This is a genomic window from Microbacterium terrae, assembly GCF_017831975.1.
GTDB lineage: Bacteria > Actinomycetota > Actinomycetes > Actinomycetales > Microbacteriaceae > Microbacterium > Microbacterium terrae.
On sequence record NZ_JAFDSS010000001.1, the window covers coordinates 2,649,447 to 2,671,845 of the forward strand.

The window sequence follows — 22,399 nt, forward strand, 5'->3', positions numbered from 1 at the left end:
TCCCCTATCTCGAAAGGCACCACGTGACCTACCAGCCCTCCGAAGCCCGCCACGACGCGCTCGCCTGGCGGCGCGCCGGCAGCAGCGGACTGACCCTCCCCGAGTTCTCGTTCGGCCTGTGGCAGAAGTTCGGAGACCGCACACCGTACGAGACGCAGCGCGAGATCCTCCTCGGAGCCTTCGAAGCCGGGATCACCCATTTCGACAACGCCAACCGGTACGGCCCGCCGCACCGCGCCGCCGAGAAGAATCTGGGGCGACTCCTCCGCCAGGACCTGGGCGCCTGGCGCGAGGAGATCCTCATCTCGTCGAAAGCCGGAAACCCGATCGGGAAGAGCCCGTACCTGCGCGGCGGCTCGCGCAAGAGCCTGCTTCAGAGCCTCGACCACAGCCTGCGCGACCTCGGCACCGACTACGTCGACATCTTCTACTTCCACCACCCCGACCCGGCGACGCCCATCGAGGAGACCGTCGGCGCGCTCGTCACCGCCGTCCAGTCCGGCAAGGCTCTCTACGTCGGCATCTCGAACTTCTACTCACGTGCCGCCGCGCACGAGGCGGCGCTGCTCCTGCGGCAGGCAGGCGTGCCGCTGGTCGCACACCAGCCGCGCTACTCCATCTTCGATCGACGCATCGAGATCGAGGGCATCCTGGAACAGTCGGCCGAGGACGGCGTCGGACTGATCACCTACTCGCCGCTCGCCCAGGGCCTGCTCACCGACAAGTACCTCGACAGCGGCATCCCGGCGGAGGCGCGCGCGGCGAGCAGCGACTTCCTCTCGCCGTCCGACATCAGCGAGGATTACCGCGTTCGCGCACGGGCTCTCAACGATCTGGCGCTCGAGCGTGGCCAGTCCCTCGCCCAACTCGCCCTGCAGTGGGTGCTGCGCCGGCCCGAGGTGACCAGCGCCCTCATCGGCGCGAGCTCGGTCGAGCAGCTCCACCACAATCTCCGCGCGCCCGGCTTCACCGCTCTCACCGCTGAGGAGCTCGCCGTCATCGACACCCACGGGGTGCACGGCACGGGACTGCGCCTCTGATGTCGGCGTCGTCCTCGACCGCACCTGTCGCCGGCCCGGCCGGCGCCCCCGCGACCGCATCCGTCGCCCAGCCGGCCGGCGTCCTCGCCGGCCGGCGTCTCGGGTTCCTCCTCCACCTCGACGCCGACGTCGACCCCGCGACCAGCTACGCGCACGCGATCGAGCTCTTCGCGTGGGCGGAGGAGCTCGGATACGACTCCGGGTGGGTGATCCAGCGACACTTCCGCCAGGGCAACGAGCACGTGTCGTCTCCACTGGTGGTCCTCGCGGCGATCGCGCAGCGCACGAGCCGCATCCGGCTCGGCACGGGTGTGCTCGTCCTGCCGCTGGAGGATCCCGTCCGGGTCGCCGAAGACGCCGCGACCCTCGATGCCCTCAGCGGCGGCCGGCTCGAGCTCGGAATCGGCGCCGGCCCGTTCCCGGGAGCATGGGAGGCTTTCGGCCGCGACATCGAAGACCGCCACGAAGTCTGGCGCCGGAGCGTCGAGCGCTTGCACGAGGCTCTCGCGGGCGCCGCCCTCAACAGCGCGGGCGAGGTGCTCCACCCGCCGGGCACGGGCGTGCGCGGACGCCTCTGGCAGGCCACGACGAGCGCGCCCGACCACGCGGTCGCCGAGGCTGTGGCTGCGGCCCGGGCCGGCGACGGGCTGCAGCTCTCACGGGCGACCGACTGGAATCGTCGGCAGAGCGCCGAGAAGCAGGCAGAGCTCATCGCCGCCTACCAGTCGGCCCTCCCCGAGGCCGTATCGCCGCGGGTGCTCGTCTCGCGCGCGGTCTACCCCGATCGCGACCGGGTGTCCGCGCTCGCCAAGCTCGCGCCGGGCGCCCGGCGGTGGCAGAGCTGGTTCGCTGCGCTCGGGCGCGCCGAGGTCGCCGCCGCGACACCGGAGGAGTTCCTCGTGCGCGACCACACGCGCTTCGGGACGCCCGACGAGATCGCCGCCGGGCTCGCGACCGACCCGGCGGTGGCCGCCGCCACCGAGCTGCTCGTCAGCTTCCCTCCGGCCGTCCCCGATCTCGTCGAGCACCGCCGGCTGCTCGAGGCCACCGCCACCGATCTCGCGCCGGCGCTCGGCTGGCGCCCGCCCCTCGGAGTCCGACGATGACGACGTTCCACCTGAACATCTCGCTGCAGACCCCGGGGCACGTTCGAACGGCCTGGCGCCTTCCCGAGCGCGACCCGCGGGCGTGGATCGACGTCGGGCGACTCCGGGAACTCACCCGCGCCGCCGATCGGGCGAAGCTGCACGCCGTGTTCCTCGGAGACGCCCCGGGCCTCGGCACCGGCATCTCCGCGCATCCCGAAGCGGGACTCGACCCGACGATCCTGTTCGCGGACCTCCTCGCCGGCACCAGCGGAATCGGGGCGATCGCGACCTCGAGCAGCACCTACAACAGCCCGTACAACCTGGCACGCCGATACCTCGCGCTCGACCACGTGACCGGCGGGAGGGCTGCGCTCAACATCGTCACCACCTTCGCGCCCCACGCCGCGGCTGCCTACGGTTACTCGACGACGCCCGACAAGGTCGACCGCTATCGGCGGGCCGACGAGTTCCTGCAGGTCGTGCTCGGCCTCTGGGACGGGTGGGATGCCGATGCACTCGTCGCAGACCCCCGTTCCGGGCTGTTCGCCCAGGCGGACGGCATCCATCGCGTCGATCACGACGGCGAGTTCTTCCGGGTGCGCGGTGCGCTCTCCGTCCCGCCGTCTCCGCAGCACCGCCCGGTCCTCGTGCAGGCCGGCGGCTCGCCGGGCGGGCTGCAGCTGGCCGCACGGTGGGCGGAGGTGGTGTTCACCGCCGGTCAGGACATCGAGGAGGCCGCGGCGTTCCGCCGCGGCACGAAGAGCCGCGCGCACGCCGCGGGGCGCGACCCGCGCGGGATCGTCACCTCGCTCGGCGTCGTGGTCCTCGTCGCCGACACCGAGCGCGCGGTGCGCAGCCGCGTCGCCGCGCTCGTCGACACCATCGATCTCGACGCCGCCACGCGCGGCATCGCCGCACAGCTCGGCCTCGACGCGGATCGCGTGACGCCCGACACTGTGCTCACCGCCGATGTCCTGGACGGCGCACCCCTGCCTCCGGCATCGGCGGGCTTCCATCGCAGCACGCGCGCGCTCGTCGCGACGTCGCCGCTGACCGTCCGAGAGCTGGTGACCCGGTCCGCCACCGGGTCGGGTCACCGCCTGCTCGCCGGGACGCCCGAGCAGATCGCCGACGACCTCGAGCGCTGGTACCGCGCGGGCGCCGCAGACGGCTTCACGATCATGCCGGCCGACATCGCCGAGGACTTCCACGGCTTCACCGACGAGGTCGTGCCGATCCTGCAGGCCCGCGGGCTCTTCCAGCGCGACCACCGCGCACCGACCCTCCGCGAGAACCTGGGCCTGGATGCCCTGGCGCCGGGTGCCGATCGCGCGCGGATCGCGGGGGGCCTGCCCGCGACGGCATGACGAACGCCTCGCCGCACGGCCGGGTGACGCGAACATTTCGCCCCGTGACGATGCGTGACCGCATTCGATGCCGGGAGACCCTCGATGACCGTGCCGCCGCCGCCGGGACGCCCCGGCTTCTAGCGTCGGCGTTGTCACCGCTCATCGACCCGGGAAGGGAACCTGTGATCCGCTACATCGCCCTCAAGGTCGGCCGCGCCGCCTTCGTCGTCTGGGCCGCGTTCACCCTCACCTTCGTGCTGCTGTTCGTCCTGCCCGCGGATCCCGTCGACCTCCTCTTCGATCCCGCAGAGCTCAACTCCATCCCCCCGGAGGTGCGCGACCAGGTCGCGGCGAGCTACGGCTTCGACCAGCCGGTGCTCGTGCAGTACCTCGACCGGCTGGCGCACGCCCTCCGAGGCGATTTCGGCACGTCTGTCCAGTCGGGCCGCAACGTCGTCGACGCGATCCTCGAGGTTCTCCCCAGCACCCTGATCCTCGCGGTGGCCGCCCTCGCCGTCGCCGTCGCGATCGGCTTCACGATCGCGCTCGTCGCGACCGCGACCAAGCGGGACTGGCTGCGCAACGTCCTCGAGTCGCTGCCGTCGGCGTCCGTGTCGATCCCCGTGTTCATGTTCGGCATCCTGCTCCTGCAGGTGTTCTCGTTCTGGCTGGGTTGGTTCCCGTCCTTCGGCGATACGGGCTGGCAGAGCCTCGTCCTCCCGGTGATCACCCTGGCCATCCCGGTCTCGGGGCCGATCGCGCAGCTGCTCGTACGCAGCTTCGGCGACGAGTTCCACGCGGGCTACGTCACGACCAGCTGGGCGAAGGGCGCGACCCGCAGCCGCATCATCATCGGCGACGTCTTCCGCAATGCGAGCCTGCCGGCACTCACCATCGCGGGGATCACGTTCGGCAGCCTCATCGCCGGCGCCGTCATCACCGAGACCGTGTTCGCCCGCCCCGGCCTCGGGCGCCTGACGCAGTCCGCGATCAACACGCTCGACGTCCCGCTCGTCCAGGGGATCGTCGTGTTCGTCGCCCTCAGCTTCGCCCTCATCAACCTGATCGTCGACCTGGTGTACCCGCTCCTCGACCCGAGGCTGCGGGCCGCCCTGACCATCCGTCCGCTGCGCGCGGCCGACACCGCGGAGGCTCCGGCATGACCATCGAACTCGATTCCCCCGTCGTCGCCGCACCGACCCCACCGCCGGCGGCGACGCCCGCGGCGCGTCGCGTGCGCGCACCGGGGCTGCGTGCGGTGTTCCGGCAGCCGGTCCTCGTGCTGGCGTGGATCATCGTCATCGTCGTCATCGGCTGGGCGCTCGCGCCATCGCTGTTCACGCCGTACAGCCCGTACGAGGGCGATCCGGCGCTCAGCTTCGCGCCGCCCAGTCTGGAGCATCCCTTGGGCGCCGACCGCCTCGGCCGGGATCAGCTCGCCCGCACCATCTACGGTGCCGGCACGACGCTCACCGCGACGCTCATCGCCGTGGTCATCGCGTTCGGAATCGGCACGGTCGTGGGGCTGATCGCCGGGTTCGCGGGGCGGTTCACCGATACCGCGCTCATGCGCGTCATCGACGTGTTCCTGTCGATCCCGAGCCTGCTGCTCGCGATGGTCATCGTCTCGGTCCTCGGCTACTCCACCCAGAACATCGCGATCGCCGTCGGCATCGGGTCGATCGCGGCGTTCGCCCGCGTCATGCGGTCCGAGGTGATCGGCGTCGTGGGGAAGGACTACGTCCGCGCCGCGTACGGATCCGGAGTGACCCGCCTCGGCGTCGTGCTCCGCCACGTCGTGCCGAACTCCCTCGGATCCGTCATCGCCCTGGCCGCGCTCGAGGTCGGCACGGCGATCCTCGCCGTCGCCTCCCTCGGATTCCTCGGCTACGGAGCCCCGCCGCCCGAGCCGGAGTGGGGTCTCCTCGTAGCCGAGGGACGCGACTACCTCGCGGCCTACCCGTGGGTGTCGATCCTGCCGGGCATCGCCCTCGCGGCCGTGGTCATCGCCACGCACCGCATCAGCACCTCGTTCCGCGGGAAGGACCGTCGATGACCACCGCCGCACCCCCGATCGCCCCGCTCCTGCGCATCACCGATCTCGAGGTCGACTACCGCGGCGAGGGCCGCTCCTGGACGCCGGCGGTGCGCGGCGTCGGACTGCACGTCGAACCCGGCGAGTTCGTCACCCTGGTCGGCGAATCCGGCTCCGGCAAGACCACGGTGATCCACGGTGCGCTCGGGCTCCTCCCCGCCGCGGCCCGCGTCACGGCCGGATCCATCGAATACTCCGGCGTCGACGTCACCCGCTGGCCCGAGCAGCGCATGGCGCGCGTGCGCGGGGCGTACGTCGGCTTCATCCCGCAGGATCCCGGCACCTCGCTGAACCCCGTCAAGCGGATCGGCCAGCAGGTCATCGAGGCCGTGAAGCTGAACGAGCGCGAGCGCGGCGACCGAGCCGGGCACATCGAGCAGGCGCTGACGAGCCTGCGCACCGCCGGCCTCGGCGATGCCGAGCGCGTCTTCCACCAGTACCCGCACGAGCTGAGCGGCGGCATGAAGCAGCGCGCGCTCATCGCCATCGCGCTCGCGGGCAAACCCCGGATCATCGTCGCCGACGAGCCGACCAGCGCGCTCGACGTCACGGTCCAGCGGACCATCCTCGATCACCTCGAGCGTCTGCGCACCGAACTGGGCATCGGCATCCTGCTCGTCACCCATGATCTCGGCGTCGCCCTCGACCGCTCCGACCGCATCCTCGTCATGCAGGACGGGCGCCTCGTCGAGGAGGGCTCGGTGCATCAGCTGCTGGTCCGGCCGCAGAGCGACTACACGCGACGGCTCCTGGATGCTGCACCCGCACGGCACGCGGGCAGGCTGGCGGCGAGCCCGGGCCTCGGCCCGCGCACCGCGCACCTCGACGAGATCGTGGTCGAGGCACGCGGGCTGTCCAAGCACTACGCCCTGCGCCGTCGCGGCCCTGCGGTGCCGGCGCTCGACGGCGTCGACCTGGTGGTGCGCGCTGGAACGACGCACGCGATCGTCGGCGAATCCGGGGCCGGCAAGTCGACGCTGGCCGGTATCCTCGGCGGCTTCACGGCAGCGGATGCCGGGACCGTGCGGATCGCGGGGCGCGACGTCACCGGGGCACGACCCCGGGAGCTGCGGGAGGTGCGCCGCGAGCTGCAGTTCGTGTTCCAGAACCCCTACGCCTCACTCGACCCGCGCTTCACCGTCGAGGAGATCGTCGCGGAGCCGCTGCGCGCCTTCCGGGTGCACAGCGAGCGGCGAGACCTCGACGCCCGGGTGCGTGAGCTTCTCGATGCGGTGGCGCTGGATCCGGCGTTCGCCAAGCGGCGGCCCCGTCAGCTGTCGGGCGGTCAGCGTCAGCGCGTCGCGATCGCACGCGCACTCGCCCTCAACCCGCGCATCCTGGTGCTCGACGAGGCGGTGAGCGCGCTCGACGTGTCGGTGCAGGCGCAGATCCTGCAGCTGCTGGTCGATCTGCAGACCGAGCTCGGGCTGAGCTACGTCTTCGTCACGCACGACCTGGGCGTGGTCCGCCTCATCGCCGACGACGTCACCGTCATGCGAGCCGGCCGCGTGGTCGAATCAGGCAGCGCCGGTGACGTCCTCACCGACCCGCAGCACGAGTACACCCGGACGCTCCTCGAATCGATCCCCGGATCCGGGCTGTTCCCCGCCGAGGTGGGAGCGTGAGCGCCGCGCTGATCGCTCTGGAGGGCACGGTCCTCGCCGACGCCGTCGCGCAGGAGCCGCAGACGACGTCGCTGCTCCGCGAGGGAGTGCGCGACGGGCGCCTGGCCGCCGTGGTGCTCGGCGCCCCGTATGCGCCTCGCGACCACGACCCCGTCGCGGTCGCCACCGCCCTCACCGTCCACCTCCCCGGCATCGGCGTCATCGCCGCCGCCGACAGGGACGGCGACCACCCCTACAACGCCGCGCGGCGTCTGCTCTCGCTCGATCACCTGAGCGGCGGACGCGCGGGCGCGCTCTTCTCCGGGGGCGGGGCCGCCGACGAGGCTTCGCACACCGCCGAGCGGATCGAGGTCGTGCGCAAGCTCTGGAACAGCTGGCCGGTCGAGACGCTCCTGGTGGACCATGCGACGCGGCGCTATGCGCGCACCGACGGGATCCGGGCGATCGCGCACGCAGGCGACCGGTACGAGGTGCGAGGTGCCCTGAACACCCCGACGAGCAGGCAGGGCGAGCCGGTGTCGCTGTGGTGGGTCGACACCCCCGACGAGCTCGAGGCGTCGTTCGGCCTCGTCGACCTCGTCGTCACGGACAGCGAGCACGTCATGACCGCGTGGAGCATCGCGGCGAGCGCGGAGCGCCCGCGCCTCGTCTCGACGGTGCCCGGCGCCGCAGGGATCAGCCTCGTCCGGGTGCGCACGCGCGACGGGCTCGCCCGCGCACTCGACTCCGCCTCCCCCGCCGTGCCTGCTCGCACCCTCCGGAAGCGCCTCGGTCTGCCGGAGCGCCGCTACGACCTCTCCCACGCCCCTCTCGCCTTCGGAGCCGCACATGCCTGAGCGCACCGACCAGCTCACGCTCAACGTCAACCTGCAGTCCTTCGGCCAGCGGCCCGCCGCCTGGCAGTTCGGCCCCACGACGCCCGATACCCTGATCAGCCCGCAGCACTGGATCGAGAGCGCGCGGGCAGCCGAGCGCGGGCTCCTCGACGCGGTGTTCTTCGCCGATCAGCCGGCGCTCCACAATCCCGACCCGCGACCGGGCAATCCTCTCGAGCCCATCACCTTGGCCGCGCTCATCACGGCGGCCACCGAGCACGTCGGGGTGATCGCATCGGCATCCACCACGTACAACGATCCCGTCGAACTCGCCGAGCGCCTGCTCGGCACCGACGTCGTCAGCGGCGGCCGTCTCGGCTGGAACATCGTGACGACCTACAACCAGGCTGTCGCGGGAAACTTCGGACTCGATGCGGGGCCCGACCGCGTGACCCGGTATCGACGCGCCGCCGACTTCGTCGACGCCGTCACGGCCGTCTGGGACGGTGCCGCGTCGGGCGGCGACTACCGGCACTCCGGCGAGTTCTACGACATCGCGGGGACCACTGCTCTAGGCCCCTCGACCCAGGGGCATCCGGTGCTGTTCCAAGCCGGCGGCAGCAGCCAGGGACGGGACCTCGCCGCGCAGCACGCGGATGGCGTCTTCACGGTCGAGCTCACCCTGCCGCGCGCGATCGAGAACTACGCCGACCTCCGCCGTCGCGCCGCCGCGAGCGGGCGGCGCGACGTGCCCAAGATCACGCCGGGGCTCTCGCTCGTGATCGGGAGCACCGTGTCGGAGGCCCGCCGCCGCTTCGACGACTTCGAAGTGCGGGTGCCCGACGGGTACGCTCTGCGCTCGCTGTCGAACGTCCTCGCCCACGATGCGACGACACTCGACGTCGACAGCCCCATCCCGCCCGAGGTGCTCGACAAGCCGTGGGATCCCGATTCGCACCCCGCGTCCGCGGGGTACCGTCTCACGTTCCTCGATTGGATCCAGGAGCGCCGGCATCAGACGATCCGCGAGATCCTCCGAGACTTCGGCGGGTACGGCTCACGCATCATCGTGGGTACGCCGGAGCAGATCGCGGACGACATCGAGCTGTGGTTCCGAAGCGGCGCGGCCGACGGATTCAATCTGATGATCGACCAGTTCCCCCACGGCCTGACCGTGTTCGCCGACGAGGTCGTGCCGCTCCTGCAGGCCAAGGGGATCCACAAGCGCGAATACGACGCTCGGACGCTCCGCGGGGCGATCGGGCTGCCCGAGCGCATCGCCGTGCACTGACCCGCCGGCGAGCACATCGGCACTCGGCGGGTCCGGCTGGCCGGGCGCCTCGGTCGTTCAACCCGCGCCGGCGCGGGTTCAGCGTCCCTGCAGCCGCTCCAGCCACGCGGCGCGAACCGACTCGGTCTGCGCCTGAACGAGGAGGAAGTGCGCGCTGCGCACGCAGTACTGGGCGGAGTCCTCGCGCTCGAGTCCGCGACCGGCACGGACGATCAGCAGCGCCCGCGCGAGCGTGGTCAGCGCCTCTCCGGAGGCGATGCGCACCTCGAGCCGCTCGGCGAAGCGCGCCTCGGCGTCTTCGGCGTCGGCGAGCGCATAGGCGCGCGCGCGCAGGTCGCGCACGCGCGGCGTCCATGCCGCCACCACGTCGCGCGCGGCCTGCGCCGGCTCCTGCGCGAGCTCCGCCAGCACGTGGGCGGCGAAGCCGAACAGGTGCGGCTTCGCATCGACGGCGCTCTCGCGATCGGCGCGCCGCCACCGCTCCAGCGGCTGCACATCGAGCACCAGATCGGAAGGAACGACGACCTCCTCCAGTCGCACGCGTGCCGTACGGCTTCCGGCGACGGCCGTGAGGGCGATCGGCTGCGCCGTGAAGCGGTCGTCGATCGGCACGAGCGCCAGCACGACCCGCTCTCGCTCGGCGTCGACGCCGGCCACCAGCATGGCCTGGTTGAGCCCCCAGCCGCTCACCCACGACACCGTGCCGGTCAGCCGCCACCCCTCGCCGACTGATCGAGCCGCAACGTACCTCTGCGGATAGCGGCGCACGTCGCTCAGCCCGGCGCCCGCCAGGATCCGTCCGCGCAGGAGCGCATCGATGACGCCACCCGGCGGCGGCGGATCGACGAGCGCCGACTCGACGCGGCGGGCGAGCGGGGCGTGCTGAGCCCACACCAGCCACGTGTTGAGGCACGCGCTCGAGACGTGCTCATGGATGCGCCGGTCCTCAGCCCGCCCGAGGGCTGCGCCCCCGTAGCGCTCCCCGGCGAGGTGGTTGAGAAGTCCGAGATCGGCGAGGTCGTCGATCTGCTCGGCGGTGACGCCCACCGCATCCGTCGTCAGCGCCGCCGGACGCAGCCTCTCTGCCGCGTAGGCCGCCGCAGCGGCCACCAGCGGGTGCGCGTCAGCCGCGTCGGCGTCTGCCGCCGGCCCCGCGACCGCGGCACGCAGCGCAGTCGCGGGCACGGGATGCGCGAGCCTCGCCGCCGGCATGACTCAGCGGGCTCCGGAAGCGGACAGAACCGATTCCGCGCCCTCGGCGCCGGCATCGTCGTCGAGAAGGCTCGTGAGGAACCGGGCGACGCGACGCGCCGCCGGGTCAGCGGCCGACGCCTCGACGTCGGGACTGTAGTTGGTGTTCGTGTTGATGTCGTAGGTGACGGTGCGCCCGTCCTCGGTCTCGAGGAACTCGATGCCGGCGATCTCGATGCCGAGGTCGGCGAGCAGCGCCTCATACCGGCGGATGAGCGGATCGTCGGTCGCGATGTCTTCGCGCACGCGGAACAGCGGCTCCGGCTCGACACCCGCCACCGGGACGGCGCAGGCCTCCGCGGGGCAGAGTTCGAACGCGCCGGCCGTCGTGTCGACCCTGACCGCGTAGACGAACCGACCGCCGACGAACTCGGCGCGCGTGACGAACGGCTCGGCGGCGCGCAGGTACTCCTGCAGCAGCGTGATCCCGTCGGCCGGCGCCTCGAACTCGGGGCCGGCGACGTACGCGTCGAACTCCACGTGCGAGTCGAATCTGCGCACGCCGAGGCCCTTTCCGCCCTGGTTGTGCTTCGTGATGAACGGCACGGCGAGTTCGCGGGCGCGCATCGGAAGCTGCTCCCGGTCGAACACGGCGATCGTGCGGGGCACATCGAAGCCTGCTCGGCGCAGGTGGGCATGCTGCACGACCTTGCTCACCTCGATCGAGGCGACCGCCGAGCCGTTGACCACCCGGCTCCCCCACGACTCGAGCCAGGCGAGGACGGACCGCGCGGCATCCTTCGCCCCCTCGGCGCCTCGCGTGTGCGCAGAGGCGCTCAGACGTGACCAGAACACCCCCGGCGGCGGGCTCGCATCGAGGTCGAGCGATCCTTCGCCTAGACGCCATTCGCGCAACTCCACCCCCTCCGCGTCGAACGCGCGCGCGAACGCGGGGATCCACTCGGGGTTGTCGTGCAGCACGTGCACCACACGGTTCTGTGACATCGGTCGCCTCTCTTCGTCTGCCTCCACGCTCGCGGAGCGCCCGTCGACGGGCAACCGCGTGACCTGTCGTGTAGCCCGATGACGCCGCATGACGCGCTCTCTCCTCGTCATCTCCGACCACGCGGATGCCCCCTCTCGCGCGGCGGCGAGAAGGGGCATCCGGAACTGCCTGTCACCAGGTCGAGACGTACTCCGACGACCGCACGCGCTGCGCCTGCTCGACGATGGGGAGCGAGCGGTCGACCGCCTGCTCCACACGGCGCACGACGTCGGGCGACGTGAGCGCGTAGTCCGTGAAGTCGGTGTTCGAGGCGTACACCCCGATGGGGAGTGTCAGCGCCTGGAAGAAGCCGAACAGGGGACGCAGCTGATGCTCGAGGATCAGCGCGTGCCGCTCGCCTCCGCCCGTCGCGGCGACGAGCACCGGGGTGCCGACGAGGTCGTACTGCCCGACGAAGTCGAACAGGTGCTTGAACAGCCCCGTGAACGAGGCTCGGTAGACCGGCGAGCCGACGACGAGGAGGTCTGCCGTCTCGATCGCCTGCAGGGCCTCTTCCACCTCGGGACCGACCTGATCGCGGGTGAGCGCCCCGGCGAAGCCCGGTCCGAGGGCCGCGACCTCGATGAGCGTGGTCTCGGCGGGGGCTCGCTCGGCGATCTTGTCGAGGAGGAGCCGGACGAGCGCGGTCGTCCGGCTGGGCTCGTGGAGCGAACCCGACACCCCGACGACGCGGATGGCACGCGCGGACGCGCCCGATCCGGTCTCCGGCGGAGCCCCGGCGGTGGTCGCTGCCGCGGCGAGGGCGCTCATCGGTCCTCCTCCGGCGGTGCGACGGGCCGCCCGATCGACAGCATGAGCCGATTCGCCCAGTTGAAGAAGGCGGCACCGTGGATGACGTCGGCGATCTCGAGCTCGTCCAGCCCGGCCGCCTGCAAGCGCTCGACATGCGCGACGTCGAAGGTCAGCGGAGTCGCGGTGAGTGCAGCGGCAGCCGCCGTGATGGCGTTCCACCGCTCGCCGAGATCAGCCGAGATGCCCTCCGCGAGCAGGCGGTCGACGAGCTCGGGGGTCTTCGAGTGATGAGCCGCGAAGCGCGCGTGGACCGAGGCGCAGAACACGCATCCGTTGACCCGCGACGCGGCCGTCGCCGCGAGCTCGCGCTCGGCGCGCGGAAGCCCTTCGGAGGTGTTGTAGAAGATGTCCTTGTCCACGAGCGTGCGCGCCCGCAGGATCTCGGGGTCGCGCGCGAGCAGGCGGAAGTAGTCGCTCGACGCGCGCTGGCGGTCGACGAGCCCGTCGTAGTGACGCTCGGTCAGCGCCTCGACCGGGAGCGGCTCGAGCCACGGCACCCAGCCGACCTCGGCGCGGGTGAACGCGTGCGGATGCTCGACCTCATAGGTCAGGACGGTGGTGTCGGTGACGGGCGTGCTCATGCGGATACCTCCGAGGGCGTACGGGTGGACAGGACGCGCAGGCCGGCGGCCACACGCTGCTGGAACGCGAGGAACGACACGAGCTGCGACAGTGTGACGATGCCGTCGGCCGTCCAGCCCGCATCGAGCAGACGGGCCTGTGCCGCCCCGTCCGCCTCGCGCGGACGCGCGGTGAGCAGGTGCGCGTGGGTGATCGCTGCGGTCAGGTGCTCGCCCAGCGCATCCCGCGCGGCGATCCCCGGCTCGTAGCGTCGCCCGTCGGTGCTCTCGGGCTGCAGGCCCGCCTCGGCGTACGTTCCGAACGGACCGGCCGTCGCGGAAGCGGATGCCTCGGCGAGAACGGTCGCCGCACGCTCCGGGTCAGCCGCGGTTGCAGCATCCGCGTAGTACGCCGCGGTCTCATCGTCGGCCGTCGCGCGCGTCGCGAACGCGGCGACCAGCAGCCGCTCGGCGAGCGCGAAGTCGCTGTCGTCGATCGGAGCGAACAGCGCGTCGTGGCTCGCCTGGAGCTGCTCGCGCGTGACGGGGCGCCGACGGCGGAGCAGGTCGAGGGCATCGCCTTCGGAGACGCCGACGAGGACGTCGACGATGTCGGGTGTCGCGGTGGTCATGTGTTTTCCTTTCCGGCGGAGCCGAGGGTCTCGAGCGGCGCGCGGTCGCGCGTCGTCCAGCCGAGAGCGGGCGCGACCTCGGTCGCGAAGAGTTCGATCGAGCGCAGCACGAAATCGTGCGGCGCATCGACCGAGTGCACCTGGAACGCGACCTCGTCGGCCCGTGCCAGCGTCGTGTCGGCCGCGAGCGATGCAGCCACCTCGTCGGGTGTGCCGAGGTGGGTGTCGAGCGCGGCGATCAGTTCGTCGAGGTCGTCGCCGGGGATCGACTGGCCTTGGCGGCGGAACCCCTCGGCCGCGCGGCGGAGGCCGACCTCGGCGAAGCGCAGGGCTTCACGGCGGTCGTCGGCGACGAAGACGGTGCGCGATGCGGTGACGCGCGGACGCGCACCGGCGGGGAGCGCGTCGAGGTAGCGGTCGATGATCGGGTTCTGCAGGTCGGCGATCGTCGCGTGCGGCGCCTCGGCCGGTCGCGGCTGGGTGCGCGAGAGCAGCAGGCCGTGGCCGTGCACCCCGGCGCGCTGTCCGCCCGCGGGCGAGAAGGTGGCCTGCCAGATCCGGTCGCCGAGTCCGGCGGCTCCATCCGCCGACCCCGCCGCGTCCGGATAGAGCGTGTTCCCGCCGCCGATCTCGCGACCGGCGAGCGCGTCGAGCAGCACGGCGAGCTTCTCGTCGTAGACGCGCGCCTTCGCCGCGACATCCTGCCCGAACGGCACGAACGACGACGGCGTGCCGCCGCTGCCGAGACCGAGGTCGATGCGGCCGCCCGAGAGCAGGTCGGCGACGACGGCGTCTTCGGCCACCCGCACGGGGTCTTCGAGCGGCAGTGTCACGACTCCGGTGCCGAGACGGATCTCGCTCGTCGACGCGGCGACGTGCGCGAGGAACACGAGCGGCGCGGGGAGGCCGCCCTCGGCGGCGCGGAAGTGGTGCTGCGCGACCCAGGCGCGCTGGATCCCGAAGCGTTCGGCGTGGCGGATCTGGTCCGTCGCGAGCCGATAGCGCTCGGCAGGCGGCGCGTCGTCGAGCAGGCGCGTGAAGAATGCGAGGGTGGGTGCAGCGGTCATGCCGCGACCTCCGATCGTCCGGGTACGGCGGCGAGCAGTTCGCGCGTGTACTCATGGGTGGGGGTGAGGAAGAGATCCTCGGTGCTGCGCGTCTCGACGATGCGGCCGCGTCGCATGACCGACACCGTGTGGCTGATGCGTCGCACCACGGCGAGGTCGTGCGAGATGAACAGGTACGTCAGCCCGAGCTCCTGCTGCAGCGATTCGAGGAGCTCGAGGATGCGCGCCTGCACGGTGACGTCGAGCGCCGAGACGGCCTCGTCGAGCACCACGATGTCGGGATTGATCGCGAGCGCGCGGGCGATCGCCACGCGCTGCCGCTGACCGCCCGACAGCTCGCGGGGCGATCGCTCGAGCACGTCGGCGGGAAGTGCGACACGGTCGAGCAGCGCGGCGGCTCGCGCGCGACGCGACGCCCGGGTGCCCTCCGCGAAGTTGTGCAGCGGCTCGGCCACGATCTGCGCGATGCTCTGCCGCGGGTCGAGCGACGAGAACGGGTTCTGGTAGACGAGCTGGATGCGACGGCGCAGCTGCCGCAGGCCGTCGCGCTTGAGTCCTGCCACTTCGACGCCGTCCAGCTCGATGCGGCCGGCATCCGGATCGAGGAACCGGGTCACCAGCCGCGCGGTCGTGGTCTTGCCCGATCCGGACTCGCCGACGAGCGCGTGGGTCGTTCCCCGTCGCACCTGGAACGACACGTCGTCCACCGCACGGAAGGGCCCCTGACCCCGCCCCTGCACGGTGAACTCCTTGACCAGGCCCTCGGCGACGATCGCGAAGGGGTTCTCGGCTGCGGCTGCCGCGGCATCGCGCAGGAAGAGCGGCGGTGCCGGACGCCGGAAGTCGCCCGTCGCGAGCGCAGGGGCATCGGCGAGCAGCTGACGCGTGTAGGGATCGGACGGAGACGAGAGGATGCCGGCGGCCGAGCCCTGCTCGACCACCCGACCCTGGTTCAGCACGACGATCCGCTGTGCGCGGTCGGCCGCGACACCGAGATCGTGGGTGACGAGCAGCACCGCGGTGCCCTCCTCGCGGCGGAGGTCGTCGATGAGATCGAGGATGCGCCGCTGCACGGTGGCATCGAGTGCGCTCGTGGGCTCGTCGGCGATGATCAGTCGTGGGCGCAGTGCGATCGCCGTGGCGATGAGCACCCGCTGCCGCATGCCGCCCGACAGCTCGTGCGGGTACTGGCGCGCGCGGAGGCCGGGGTCGTCGAGCCCGACCCGCTCGAGCAGCTCGAGCACGCGCCCGCGCACCTCCGCCCGGTCGCGCACGCCGTGGAGGCGCAGGATCTCGCCGACCTGCACCCCGATCGGCCGCACCGGGTCGAGCGACGACACGGGGTCCTGCGGGATCAGCCCCACCTGTGCTCCGCGGATGCTGCGCAGACGCTTCGGGCCCCAGCCCGAGATGTCGACGCCGCCGAGCGAGATCGAGCCGCCCTCGACGCGTCCACCCTCGGGAAGCAGCCCGATCAGAGCGTGCGCCGTCGTCGACTTGCCCGATCCGGACTCGCCGACGAGCGCCACGACCTCGCCCTCGCCGATCGCGAGGTCCACACCGTGGACGACGTCACGCCGGCCCGACCGGGTCTCGTACGACACGCGCAGGCCCTGCACGTCCAAGACGCTCATCGCGTCCCCTTTCCGATCGACTGGCTGATGCGGTTGGCGCTCAGCACGACCACGAGCACCACGAGGCCGGGGAGGGTGGTGAGCCACCAGGCGGTGGCGACGTAGTTGCGTCCCTCGGCGATGAGGAGCCCCCACTCGGGCGTCGGCGGCGGAGCCCCGTACCCGAGGAATCCGAGGGTCGAGATGGCGAGGATCGCGGCGCCGAACTGCAGGGCCGCGAGGCCGACGACGGCGGTGAGCGAGTTCGGCAGCACGTGGCGACGCAGCACCGAGGCGAACGACCCGCCGCTGCCGAAGGCCGCTTCGACGTAGTCGCTCCGCCGCACCCGCACGACCTCGGAGCGGGAGAGCCGCGCGAACGACGCCACGCTGCCGATGCCGACCGCGATCGCGGCGTTCACCGTTCCGAAGCCCAGCAGGATGATGATCGACAGCGACAGCAGCAGCCCCGGGATCGACAGGAGCACGTCGACCACCCGCATCAGCACGTCGTCGAGGACGCCGCCGACCGATCCCGCCACGACCCCGATCAGTGTGCCGGCGGCGAGACCGACGGTCACCGCGATGAGCGCGCCCGACAGCGAGTGGATCGCGCCGTGGACGACACGGGCGTAGAGGTCGCGACCGATCGCATCGGTGCCGAACCAGTGCGCGGCGCTCGGCGGCAGCAGCTTGTCTGCGGGGACGCCGTCGATCGGGTCGTGCGAGGTGAACAGCCACGGTGCGACGGCCCAGAGCACCGCGATAGCGATGACCACGATCGCGAGCACCAGCGTCCAGGACGGGCGGCGTCCCGCGGCGAACAGCCGCGCGATCGACGAACGGCGGGCGGGCTGTCCCGGGGGTGCGCCGGCATCGCGCGCGAGCGGGTCGACCACGGTTCCGGATGCCTCGTCGCGCGCGATCGCGGCGGTGGAGGCATCCGTCACCGTCTCCTGCTCCCGGGCCCCGCTGTGTGCCTGAGCGTGTCGAAGGGAGGTCATGCGATCGCCTCCTGCGGCGTCGGGGCGGACTCGGCGCGGGCGCGCTGCGAACCGGGGCGGCGACGCAGACGCGGGTCGAGCACCGGGTAGAGAAGGTCGACGACGAGGTTCACGACCACGAAGGTGAGCGCGGCGAGCACGACGATCCCCTGCAGCACCGGGATGTCCTGGTTCGCGACGGCCTGCTCGGTGATCCGCCCGATCCCCGGTCGCCCGAAGACGGTCTCGGTGACGACGGCTCCGCCGATGAGCTCGCCGAACAGCACGCCGGCGATGGTGAGCGTGGGCAGGATCGCGTTGCGCGCCACCGAGCGCCACAGCACCCACGACGGCGACGCCCCCTTGGCGCGGACGACGGTCACGAACGGCTGCAGCTGCACCTCGTCGATGCTGCGGACGAGGATCTGGGCGAGCGGGGCCGAGATCGGCACCGCCAGCGTGATGACGGGCAGGATCAGCCCGGCGACCGGATCGGCGCCCACGATCGGCACCCAGCCGAGCCCGAACGAGAACACCTGGATGAGCAGGATGCCGAGCCAGAACACCGGGACTGCGACGAAGACGCCGGGCAGCGCCCGCAGTCCTTCCCGCAGCCACGCGAACGGGGCCAGCGTCGACAGGAAGGCTATCGAGAAGGCGATCAGCACGGCGAGCGCGAACCCGAGCGTCGCGAGTGCGGCGGTGGCCGGGAGAGCCTCGCCGATGAGCTGGAGCACGCTCGTGCCGTACTGCGTGGAGTACCCGAGGTCGCCCTGCGCGTACCCCGTGAGCGTCGCCCAGTACTGCTCCCACCACGACGAGTCGGCGCCGTACGCGATGCGGATCTGCTCGATCTGATCGGGGGTGAGGCCCAGCTCCGGGTTGTCGTACTTGATCAGGATCGCGTCGCCCGGCAGCAGCTGCAGGAGGATGAAGGTGGCCGAGAAGGCCGCGATCAGTACGATCGCGGCCTGCCCGGCGCGTCTCAGCGCGTAGCTCATCGGCTCGGCCCCGGAGTCCTAGTTCTCGTCCGCGAGCCACACGTCGTAGAACGTGGGGCGTGCGACCGACTCGAACTCGACGCCCTGCACGTAGGGCGCAGCGCCGTAGACCTGCGGCTCCTCGAACAGCGGGATCACGTACGCCTGCTCGGCGAGGTAGTCCTGAACGGCCTGCGATGCGGCGACCCGGGCGTCGGGGTCTGCCGTGGAGGCCACGGCGAGCAGCAGCTCGTCGAGCTTCGCGTCGTCCGACAGCAGGGTGTTGCGGTTCTGCGTGAAGTACTGGCTCTTGATCACGTCGAGGTCCGCGCGTCCGACCATCGAGTGGTAGAGCGGGGTCTTGAGCGGATCCTTGATGTCTTCTGCATAGGTGCCGGCATCCGCCGACTTCACCTCGAGCTCGACGCCGATCTTCTTCAGCTGCTGCGCGACCAGTTCGAGGGTCTGCTTCGACAGCGGCTGCGGCTTGGCCTCGTAGACCGTCAGCGACAGGCGCTCACCGTCCTTCTCGCGGATGCCGTCGGAACCCGGCTCCCACCCGGCCTCGTCGAGCAGCTCCTCGGCACGGTCGGGGTCGTAGGCGTAGTGCTCGGACTCGTCCTTGTACCCGGGCGCCGAGGCGCTGAGCGCGCTGGTGGCTGCGGGGTAGTTGCCGGTGAAGATGGTGTCGACGACCTCCTGGCTGTCGACGCCGGCGACGAGCGCCTGACGGACGCGGATGTCGCTCAGCAGCGGATTGGTGAAGCGCAGGCTCAGCGCGTTGTTGACCCCGCGGGTCTGCGGGGCGTACAGGTCGAACCCGGACGACTCGACCCGGGCCTCGTCGAACGCCTGGACGTAGCGGATGTAGTCGGCCTGGCCCGAGAGCAGCGACCCGATGCGCACGCTGTCTTCGGGGGTGACGATGAGGTGGATCGCATCGAGGTACGCGCGGCCCTGGTGCTCGAAGCTCGGCGGCGCCCAGTCGTAGTCCTCACGCGCCTCGAGGGTGAGCTCGGTGCCGAGCTCCTCCTCCGTGATGACGAACGGGCCGGAGCCGACGATGTCGGTCGCGTTGCCCGCCCCGAGCTCCTCGAGCGACTTGTCGAGCGTCTCGGGCGAGAGGAGGCCGGAGTTGATCGTCGACGTCGCCTGCAGGAAGCCGGGGGCCGGAGCTGAGAAGCGGAAGGTCACGGTGTCGGCGTCGACGACCTCGCTGGCGGCGTAGTTGTTGATCGCCTCCGAGATCGTGAGCCCCAGGTCGGCGTTCCCCAAGCCGTAGGTGTCGAAGTTCTTCGCGACGGCCGCAGCGTCGAGCGGCGTGCCGTCCGAGAACGTCACACCGTCTCGCAGGTCGAACGTGTACTCGGTTGCGTCGTCGTTCACCGTCCACTCGGTCGCGATCCAGGGCTCGATCTCGAGCGTCTCGGGGTTCTGCCAGGTGAGGCGGGCGGCGATGTTGTTGACGATGCCGCCGTTCGGGTAGAAGCCCGCCTGCGGGGGGTAGAGGTTCGTGTACGTCTGGTGCTCGAGGTAGGTGAGCGTGCCGCCGGTGACGGGATCGCCGGCCTGCGCGTTCGCGTCGGTGCTCGTCGCCTGCTGCGTCGCGCAGCCGGCGAGGGATGCCGCGACGGCGAGCGCGAGGGCTCCCGCGACGATCCGCGGTGCGGGAAGGGACATGAGTGCTCCTGGGGTTCGGGTGTGCAGTGAAGGTGAAGGCCACGCTAGGACCGGCGCGCCCGTGGTCGGAGTCGGGATGTCACCGCGGTTCACCGTGTGACCGCGGGGGTCACGGGGTGTCACGAGAGGTAATGAACAGCGCGCTCGGATGCCGCGCGTCGGCCGTCAGCCGGCGAGGGCGCGTGCGTGCACCGGCCGCGGCGCCCCGAGCGACAGCCGCTCGCGCAGCGTCGCCCCGGAGCGGCCGAGCAGCCCCCGCCGCCTCAGTTCGGGAGCCGCGAGCGTGGTGAAGGCCTCGAACTGGGCGGGCTGGAACGCGGAGAGCACGTTGAAGCCGTCGGCGGCTCCGGCGTCACGCCAGAGCTCGAAGTGATCGGCGATCGCACCCGATCCGCCCACGACGAAGTTCGCCGGCACCGCGGCCGCTGCCACCAGGTGCCGCCACGTGACGGGATGCTCGCCGCCGAGGCGGCGTCCGGTGCGGGCGATCACGAGGTCGAGCACCCGCCCGGCCGCCTCCCCGAACCGGCCGGCCGCACCGGCGGGCACGGCATCGTCGATGCCCGCGCGGCGGGAGGCGTCGTCGTCGGGCGCACCCGCGAGGTCGAGGAACGCGCCGAGCGACCGGTTCGCCGGAAAGCCGGCGCGAAGGGCGTGGCCGGAGACGCCGTCGTCGATCGGCACCAGCAGCAGCAGACGATCGACGATCGCGCGGGCCGCGGCATCCGTCTCCGCCACGACCGGCAGAACGGGCACGATCACCTTGAGGTCGTCGGGGTCGCGGCCCGCCGCCTCGGCGAGCGCGCGCAGCTCGGTGCGGGTCGCGGCGGCGGCAGCGGGGTCGCCCGCGGCGATGAGCGCGAGGTCGGCCTCGGCCGCGGCGAGTGCGCGCGAGCGCGGGGAGGTGCCGGCGTGCACGATCGGCGGATGCCCCTGGGGCGGCCGTGCCACGTTGAGCGGCCCCTCCACCCTCACCTCGGTGCCGGCGAAGGCCGCCGTCCGCAGGCGGTCGGGATCGATGAGCACTCCGGCCTCGCGGTCCGCTACCCACGCACCCTCGTCCCACGACTCCCAGAGCAGCCGCAGCGCCCGGACGAACTCGTCTGCGCGGTCGTAGCGCGACGCGTTGTCGGCGTGGACGTCGCGGCCGTGGTTCGCCGCTGCGCGCGGTTCGGCCCCGGTCACGAGGTTCACGCCGCCGCGACCGCCCGTGAGCACGTCGAGCGACGCCGTCGCGCGCGCGGTGGCGTAGGGGTCGGCGTACGTGGTGTTCACCGTCGCGATGAGGCCGATGCGCTCCGTGACGGCGGAGAGGTGAAGCACCGCGCTCAGCGGATCGACGCGTGCCAGCAGGTACGGATCGCGGAACTCCAGGTCGGGTCCCGTCGCGAGCCAGTCGCCGAAGAACAGGTAGTCCAGGTCGGCGTCTTCGGCGAGCCGCGCGACCTGCCGCAGCACGGCGGCGTCGCCTGCGGGGTCGGCGTGCGCCCCCGGATGCCGCCACCCCGACGGGTACGCACCGAGGGTGCGGACCATGGCGCCGACGATGAGCGGTGCGGTCACAGCGGTGCGACTTCGAGCGCGGGCGAGTCGCCGGTCGCGACCTGGCGCCCCCGGCTGCGCGACCACTGGCTCCACGAACCCGGGTAAACCGTCACGTCGATGCCCGCCAGCGCGCCGGCGAGCGCCGTGTGCGTCGCGGCGATGCCCGACCCGCAGTAGGCGGCGACCTGCACGTCGGCGGAGACGCCGGCTGCCGCGAACTGCTGGCGGATCTCATCGGGCGAGCGGAAGCGTCCGGCGTGGAGGTGCACCGCCGTCGGCAGGTTCACCGCACCGGGGATATGCCCGGCGACGGGATCGAGCGGCTCGGCCTCGCCGCGGTAGCGGTCGGCGCCGCGCACGTCGAGGAGGACGCCGCGGTCCCACGCCCAGTCCTCGACCTCGTCGATGCCGACGAAGCCGGTGTCGATCTCGGTGAGCACCACGTCGCCCCGCCGAGGCTGAACGTCGCCGGTCTCGATCGGCAGGCGCTCCGCAAGCCACGCGCGCAGCCCTCCGTCGAGCACCCGCACGTCGGCGATGCCCGAGCGTCCGAGCACCCACCAGGCACGGGCTGCCGCGACGGATTGCAGGTCGTCGTACACCACGACCGGCTGCCCCTGCGAGATCCCCCAGCGCTGCGCGGCGGCCTGCAGCCGCTCGCGAGGCGGCAGCGGGTGACGCCCGCGCCGCGGGTCGGAGCGTTCGGCCAGCTCGCGATCGAGGTCGACGTACACCGCGCCAGGCAGGTGCCCGTCGAGGTAGTCCGGCCTGCCTTCGGGCTGGTCCAGCCGCCAGCGCACATCGAGGAGGCGCACAGGCTCCCCCGAGCGGAGTCGGGCTTCGAGTTCGAGGACGGAGATGATCGGCGACGGCATGCGGGCAATGCTCGTCGCCGCGGGCGCACCACGCACGGATCGCCGACACACACATCAACGGAGCGACACGTTCCGCGATACAGCGAAACGCGCCGTAACACTCCGCCCTCCT

The 22,399-nt window shown here is 71.9% G+C and carries 20 protein-coding genes; 8 read left to right on the plus strand and 12 right to left on the minus strand.

All coding sequences use genetic code 11. The features are described 5' to 3' along the window. Nucleotides 1-23: 23 nt before the first annotated feature. From JOD63_RS12130 to JOD63_RS12165, 8 genes are all read left to right on the plus strand, one after another. Nucleotides 24-1,040: an aldo/keto reductase gene (locus JOD63_RS12130; protein ID WP_045274270.1), complete on the plus strand. Its 1,017-nt coding sequence runs from the start codon at nucleotides 24-26 to the stop codon at nucleotides 1,038-1,040. Then, on the plus strand, nucleotides 1,040-2,146 hold the full coding sequence (locus JOD63_RS12135; protein ID WP_084613315.1) for an LLM class flavin-dependent oxidoreductase: 1,107 nt from the start codon (nucleotides 1,040-1,042) through the stop codon (nucleotides 2,144-2,146). The genes JOD63_RS12130 and JOD63_RS12135 overlap by 1 nt, the downstream gene beginning before the upstream one ends. Continuing rightward, nucleotides 2,143-3,495 carry an NtaA/DmoA family FMN-dependent monooxygenase gene (locus JOD63_RS12140; protein ID WP_045274269.1) on the plus strand — a complete coding sequence of 451 codons (1,353 nt, stop codon included), beginning with the start codon at nucleotides 2,143-2,145 and terminating at the stop codon, nucleotides 3,493-3,495. Before JOD63_RS12135 ends, JOD63_RS12140 begins: the two co-directional genes overlap by 4 nt. Nucleotides 3,496-3,659: 164 nt before the next feature. Beyond that, complete coding sequence (locus JOD63_RS12145; RefSeq protein WP_045274268.1) at nucleotides 3,660-4,640, plus strand: ABC transporter permease; 981 nt, start codon at nucleotides 3,660-3,662, stop codon at nucleotides 4,638-4,640. Beyond that, nucleotides 4,637-5,533, plus strand: coding sequence for an ABC transporter permease (locus tag JOD63_RS12150; RefSeq protein WP_084613314.1), 897 nt, complete (start codon nucleotides 4,637-4,639; stop codon nucleotides 5,531-5,533). The genes JOD63_RS12145 and JOD63_RS12150 overlap by 4 nt, the downstream gene beginning before the upstream one ends. Further along, nucleotides 5,530-7,197 carry a dipeptide ABC transporter ATP-binding protein gene (locus JOD63_RS12155; RefSeq protein ID WP_045274267.1) on the plus strand — a complete coding sequence of 556 codons (1,668 nt, stop codon included), beginning with the start codon at nucleotides 5,530-5,532 and terminating at the stop codon, nucleotides 7,195-7,197. Before JOD63_RS12150 ends, JOD63_RS12155 begins: the two co-directional genes overlap by 4 nt. Continuing rightward, nucleotides 7,194-8,033 (plus strand): LLM class oxidoreductase, encoded by an 840-nt coding sequence (locus JOD63_RS12160; RefSeq protein ID WP_045274266.1) that lies wholly within the window; start codon nucleotides 7,194-7,196, stop codon nucleotides 8,031-8,033. Before JOD63_RS12155 ends, JOD63_RS12160 begins: the two co-directional genes overlap by 4 nt. Continuing rightward, nucleotides 8,026-9,303: an NtaA/DmoA family FMN-dependent monooxygenase gene (locus tag JOD63_RS12165; RefSeq protein ID WP_045274265.1), complete on the plus strand. Its 1,278-nt coding sequence runs from the start codon at nucleotides 8,026-8,028 to the stop codon at nucleotides 9,301-9,303. Before JOD63_RS12160 ends, JOD63_RS12165 begins: the two co-directional genes overlap by 8 nt. Nucleotides 9,304-9,381: 78 nt before the next feature. Here JOD63_RS12165 and JOD63_RS12170 read toward each other — a convergent pair whose 3' ends face one another. The 12 genes from JOD63_RS12170 to JOD63_RS12225 form a co-directional block, all read right to left on the minus strand. Then, nucleotides 9,382-10,488 carry an acyl-CoA dehydrogenase family protein gene (locus JOD63_RS12170; RefSeq protein ID WP_045274277.1) on the minus strand — a complete coding sequence of 369 codons (1,107 nt, stop codon included), beginning with the start codon at nucleotides 10,486-10,488 and terminating at the stop codon, nucleotides 9,382-9,384. 30 nt (nucleotides 10,489-10,518) lie between these two features. Then, entirely contained in the window at nucleotides 10,519-11,499 is a 981-nt protein-coding gene (locus JOD63_RS12175; RefSeq protein ID WP_045274264.1) for an ATP-grasp domain-containing protein, read from the minus strand. Between the two features lie 172 nt (nucleotides 11,500-11,671). Beyond that, a complete protein-coding gene (gene msuE, locus JOD63_RS12180) occupies nucleotides 11,672-12,310 on the minus strand; it encodes an FMN reductase (protein WP_084613313.1) in 639 nt (212 codons plus the stop codon). Next, nucleotides 12,307-12,933 carry an alkylhydroperoxidase domain protein gene (locus JOD63_RS12185; RefSeq protein ID WP_211088107.1) on the minus strand — a complete coding sequence of 209 codons (627 nt, stop codon included), beginning with the start codon at nucleotides 12,931-12,933 and terminating at the stop codon, nucleotides 12,307-12,309. The genes msuE and JOD63_RS12185 overlap by 4 nt, the downstream gene beginning before the upstream one ends. After that, complete coding sequence (locus JOD63_RS12190; protein WP_045274262.1) at nucleotides 12,930-13,544, minus strand: CMD domain protein; 615 nt, start codon at nucleotides 13,542-13,544, stop codon at nucleotides 12,930-12,932. Before JOD63_RS12190 ends, JOD63_RS12185 begins: the two co-directional genes overlap by 4 nt. Further along, nucleotides 13,541-14,611, minus strand: a complete 1,071-nt coding sequence (locus JOD63_RS12195; RefSeq protein ID WP_045274261.1) for a putative FMN-dependent luciferase-like monooxygenase — start codon at nucleotides 14,609-14,611, stop codon at nucleotides 13,541-13,543. The genes JOD63_RS12190 and JOD63_RS12195 overlap by 4 nt, the downstream gene beginning before the upstream one ends. Continuing rightward, the gene (locus JOD63_RS12200; RefSeq protein ID WP_045274260.1) at nucleotides 14,608-16,245 is read right to left on the minus strand and encodes a dipeptide ABC transporter ATP-binding protein; all 1,638 of its coding nucleotides are present in this window, start codon (nucleotides 16,243-16,245) and stop codon (nucleotides 14,608-14,610) included. The genes JOD63_RS12195 and JOD63_RS12200 overlap by 4 nt, the downstream gene beginning before the upstream one ends. Further along, nucleotides 16,242-17,228, minus strand: a complete 987-nt coding sequence (locus JOD63_RS12205) for an ABC transporter permease (protein WP_211088108.1) — start codon at nucleotides 17,226-17,228, stop codon at nucleotides 16,242-16,244. Before JOD63_RS12205 ends, JOD63_RS12200 begins: the two co-directional genes overlap by 4 nt. Then, nucleotides 17,225-18,208, minus strand: coding sequence for an ABC transporter permease (locus tag JOD63_RS12210; protein ID WP_045274259.1), 984 nt, complete (start codon nucleotides 18,206-18,208; stop codon nucleotides 17,225-17,227). Before JOD63_RS12210 ends, JOD63_RS12205 begins: the two co-directional genes overlap by 4 nt. A gap of 18 nt (nucleotides 18,209-18,226) precedes the next feature. Then, complete coding sequence (locus tag JOD63_RS12215; RefSeq protein WP_045274258.1) at nucleotides 18,227-19,867, minus strand: TIGR04028 family ABC transporter substrate-binding protein; 1,641 nt, start codon at nucleotides 19,865-19,867, stop codon at nucleotides 18,227-18,229. Nucleotides 19,868-20,032: 165 nt separating this feature from the next. Next, a complete protein-coding gene (locus JOD63_RS12220; protein ID WP_045274257.1) occupies nucleotides 20,033-21,430 on the minus strand; it encodes an NtaA/DmoA family FMN-dependent monooxygenase in 1,398 nt (465 codons plus the stop codon). Beyond that, a complete protein-coding gene (locus JOD63_RS12225; RefSeq protein WP_045274256.1) occupies nucleotides 21,427-22,287 on the minus strand; it encodes a sulfurtransferase in 861 nt (286 codons plus the stop codon). Before JOD63_RS12225 ends, JOD63_RS12220 begins: the two co-directional genes overlap by 4 nt. Between the last annotated feature and the right edge of the window lie 112 nt (nucleotides 22,288-22,399).

Coding starts and splice junctions, on each gene's coding strand:
- JOD63_RS12215 (WP_045274258.1), bottom strand. CDS start 19,867: ATGTCCCTTCCCGCACCGCGGATCGTCGCGGGAGCCCTCGCGCTCGCC.
- JOD63_RS12200 (WP_045274260.1), bottom strand. CDS start 16,245: ATGAGCGTCTTGGACGTGCAGGGCCTGCGCGTGTCGTACGAGACCCGG.
- JOD63_RS12185 (WP_211088107.1), bottom strand. CDS start 12,933: ATGAGCACGCCCGTCACCGACACCACCGTCCTGACCTATGAGGTCGAG.
- JOD63_RS12195 (WP_045274261.1), bottom strand. CDS start 14,611: ATGACCGCTGCACCCACCCTCGCATTCTTCACGCGCCTGCTCGACGAC.
- JOD63_RS12205 (WP_211088108.1), bottom strand. CDS start 17,228: ATGACCTCCCTTCGACACGCTCAGGCACACAGCGGGGCCCGGGAGCAG.
- JOD63_RS12150 (WP_084613314.1), top strand. CDS start 4,637: ATGACCATCGAACTCGATTCCCCCGTCGTCGCCGCACCGACCCCACCG.
- JOD63_RS12190 (WP_045274262.1), bottom strand. CDS start 13,544: ATGACCACCGCGACACCCGACATCGTCGACGTCCTCGTCGGCGTCTCC.
- JOD63_RS12225 (WP_045274256.1), bottom strand. CDS start 22,287: ATGCCGTCGCCGATCATCTCCGTCCTCGAACTCGAAGCCCGACTCCGC.
- JOD63_RS12165 (WP_045274265.1), top strand. CDS start 8,026: ATGCCTGAGCGCACCGACCAGCTCACGCTCAACGTCAACCTGCAGTCC.
- JOD63_RS12135 (WP_084613315.1), top strand. CDS start 1,040: ATGTCGGCGTCGTCCTCGACCGCACCTGTCGCCGGCCCGGCCGGCGCC.
- JOD63_RS12140 (WP_045274269.1), top strand. CDS start 2,143: ATGACGACGTTCCACCTGAACATCTCGCTGCAGACCCCGGGGCACGTT.
- JOD63_RS12175 (WP_045274264.1), bottom strand. CDS start 11,499: ATGTCACAGAACCGTGTGGTGCACGTGCTGCACGACAACCCCGAGTGG.
- JOD63_RS12155 (WP_045274267.1), top strand. CDS start 5,530: ATGACCACCGCCGCACCCCCGATCGCCCCGCTCCTGCGCATCACCGAT.
- JOD63_RS12210 (WP_045274259.1), bottom strand. CDS start 18,208: ATGAGCTACGCGCTGAGACGCGCCGGGCAGGCCGCGATCGTACTGATC.
- msuE (WP_084613313.1), bottom strand. CDS start 12,310: ATGAGCGCCCTCGCCGCGGCAGCGACCACCGCCGGGGCTCCGCCGGAG.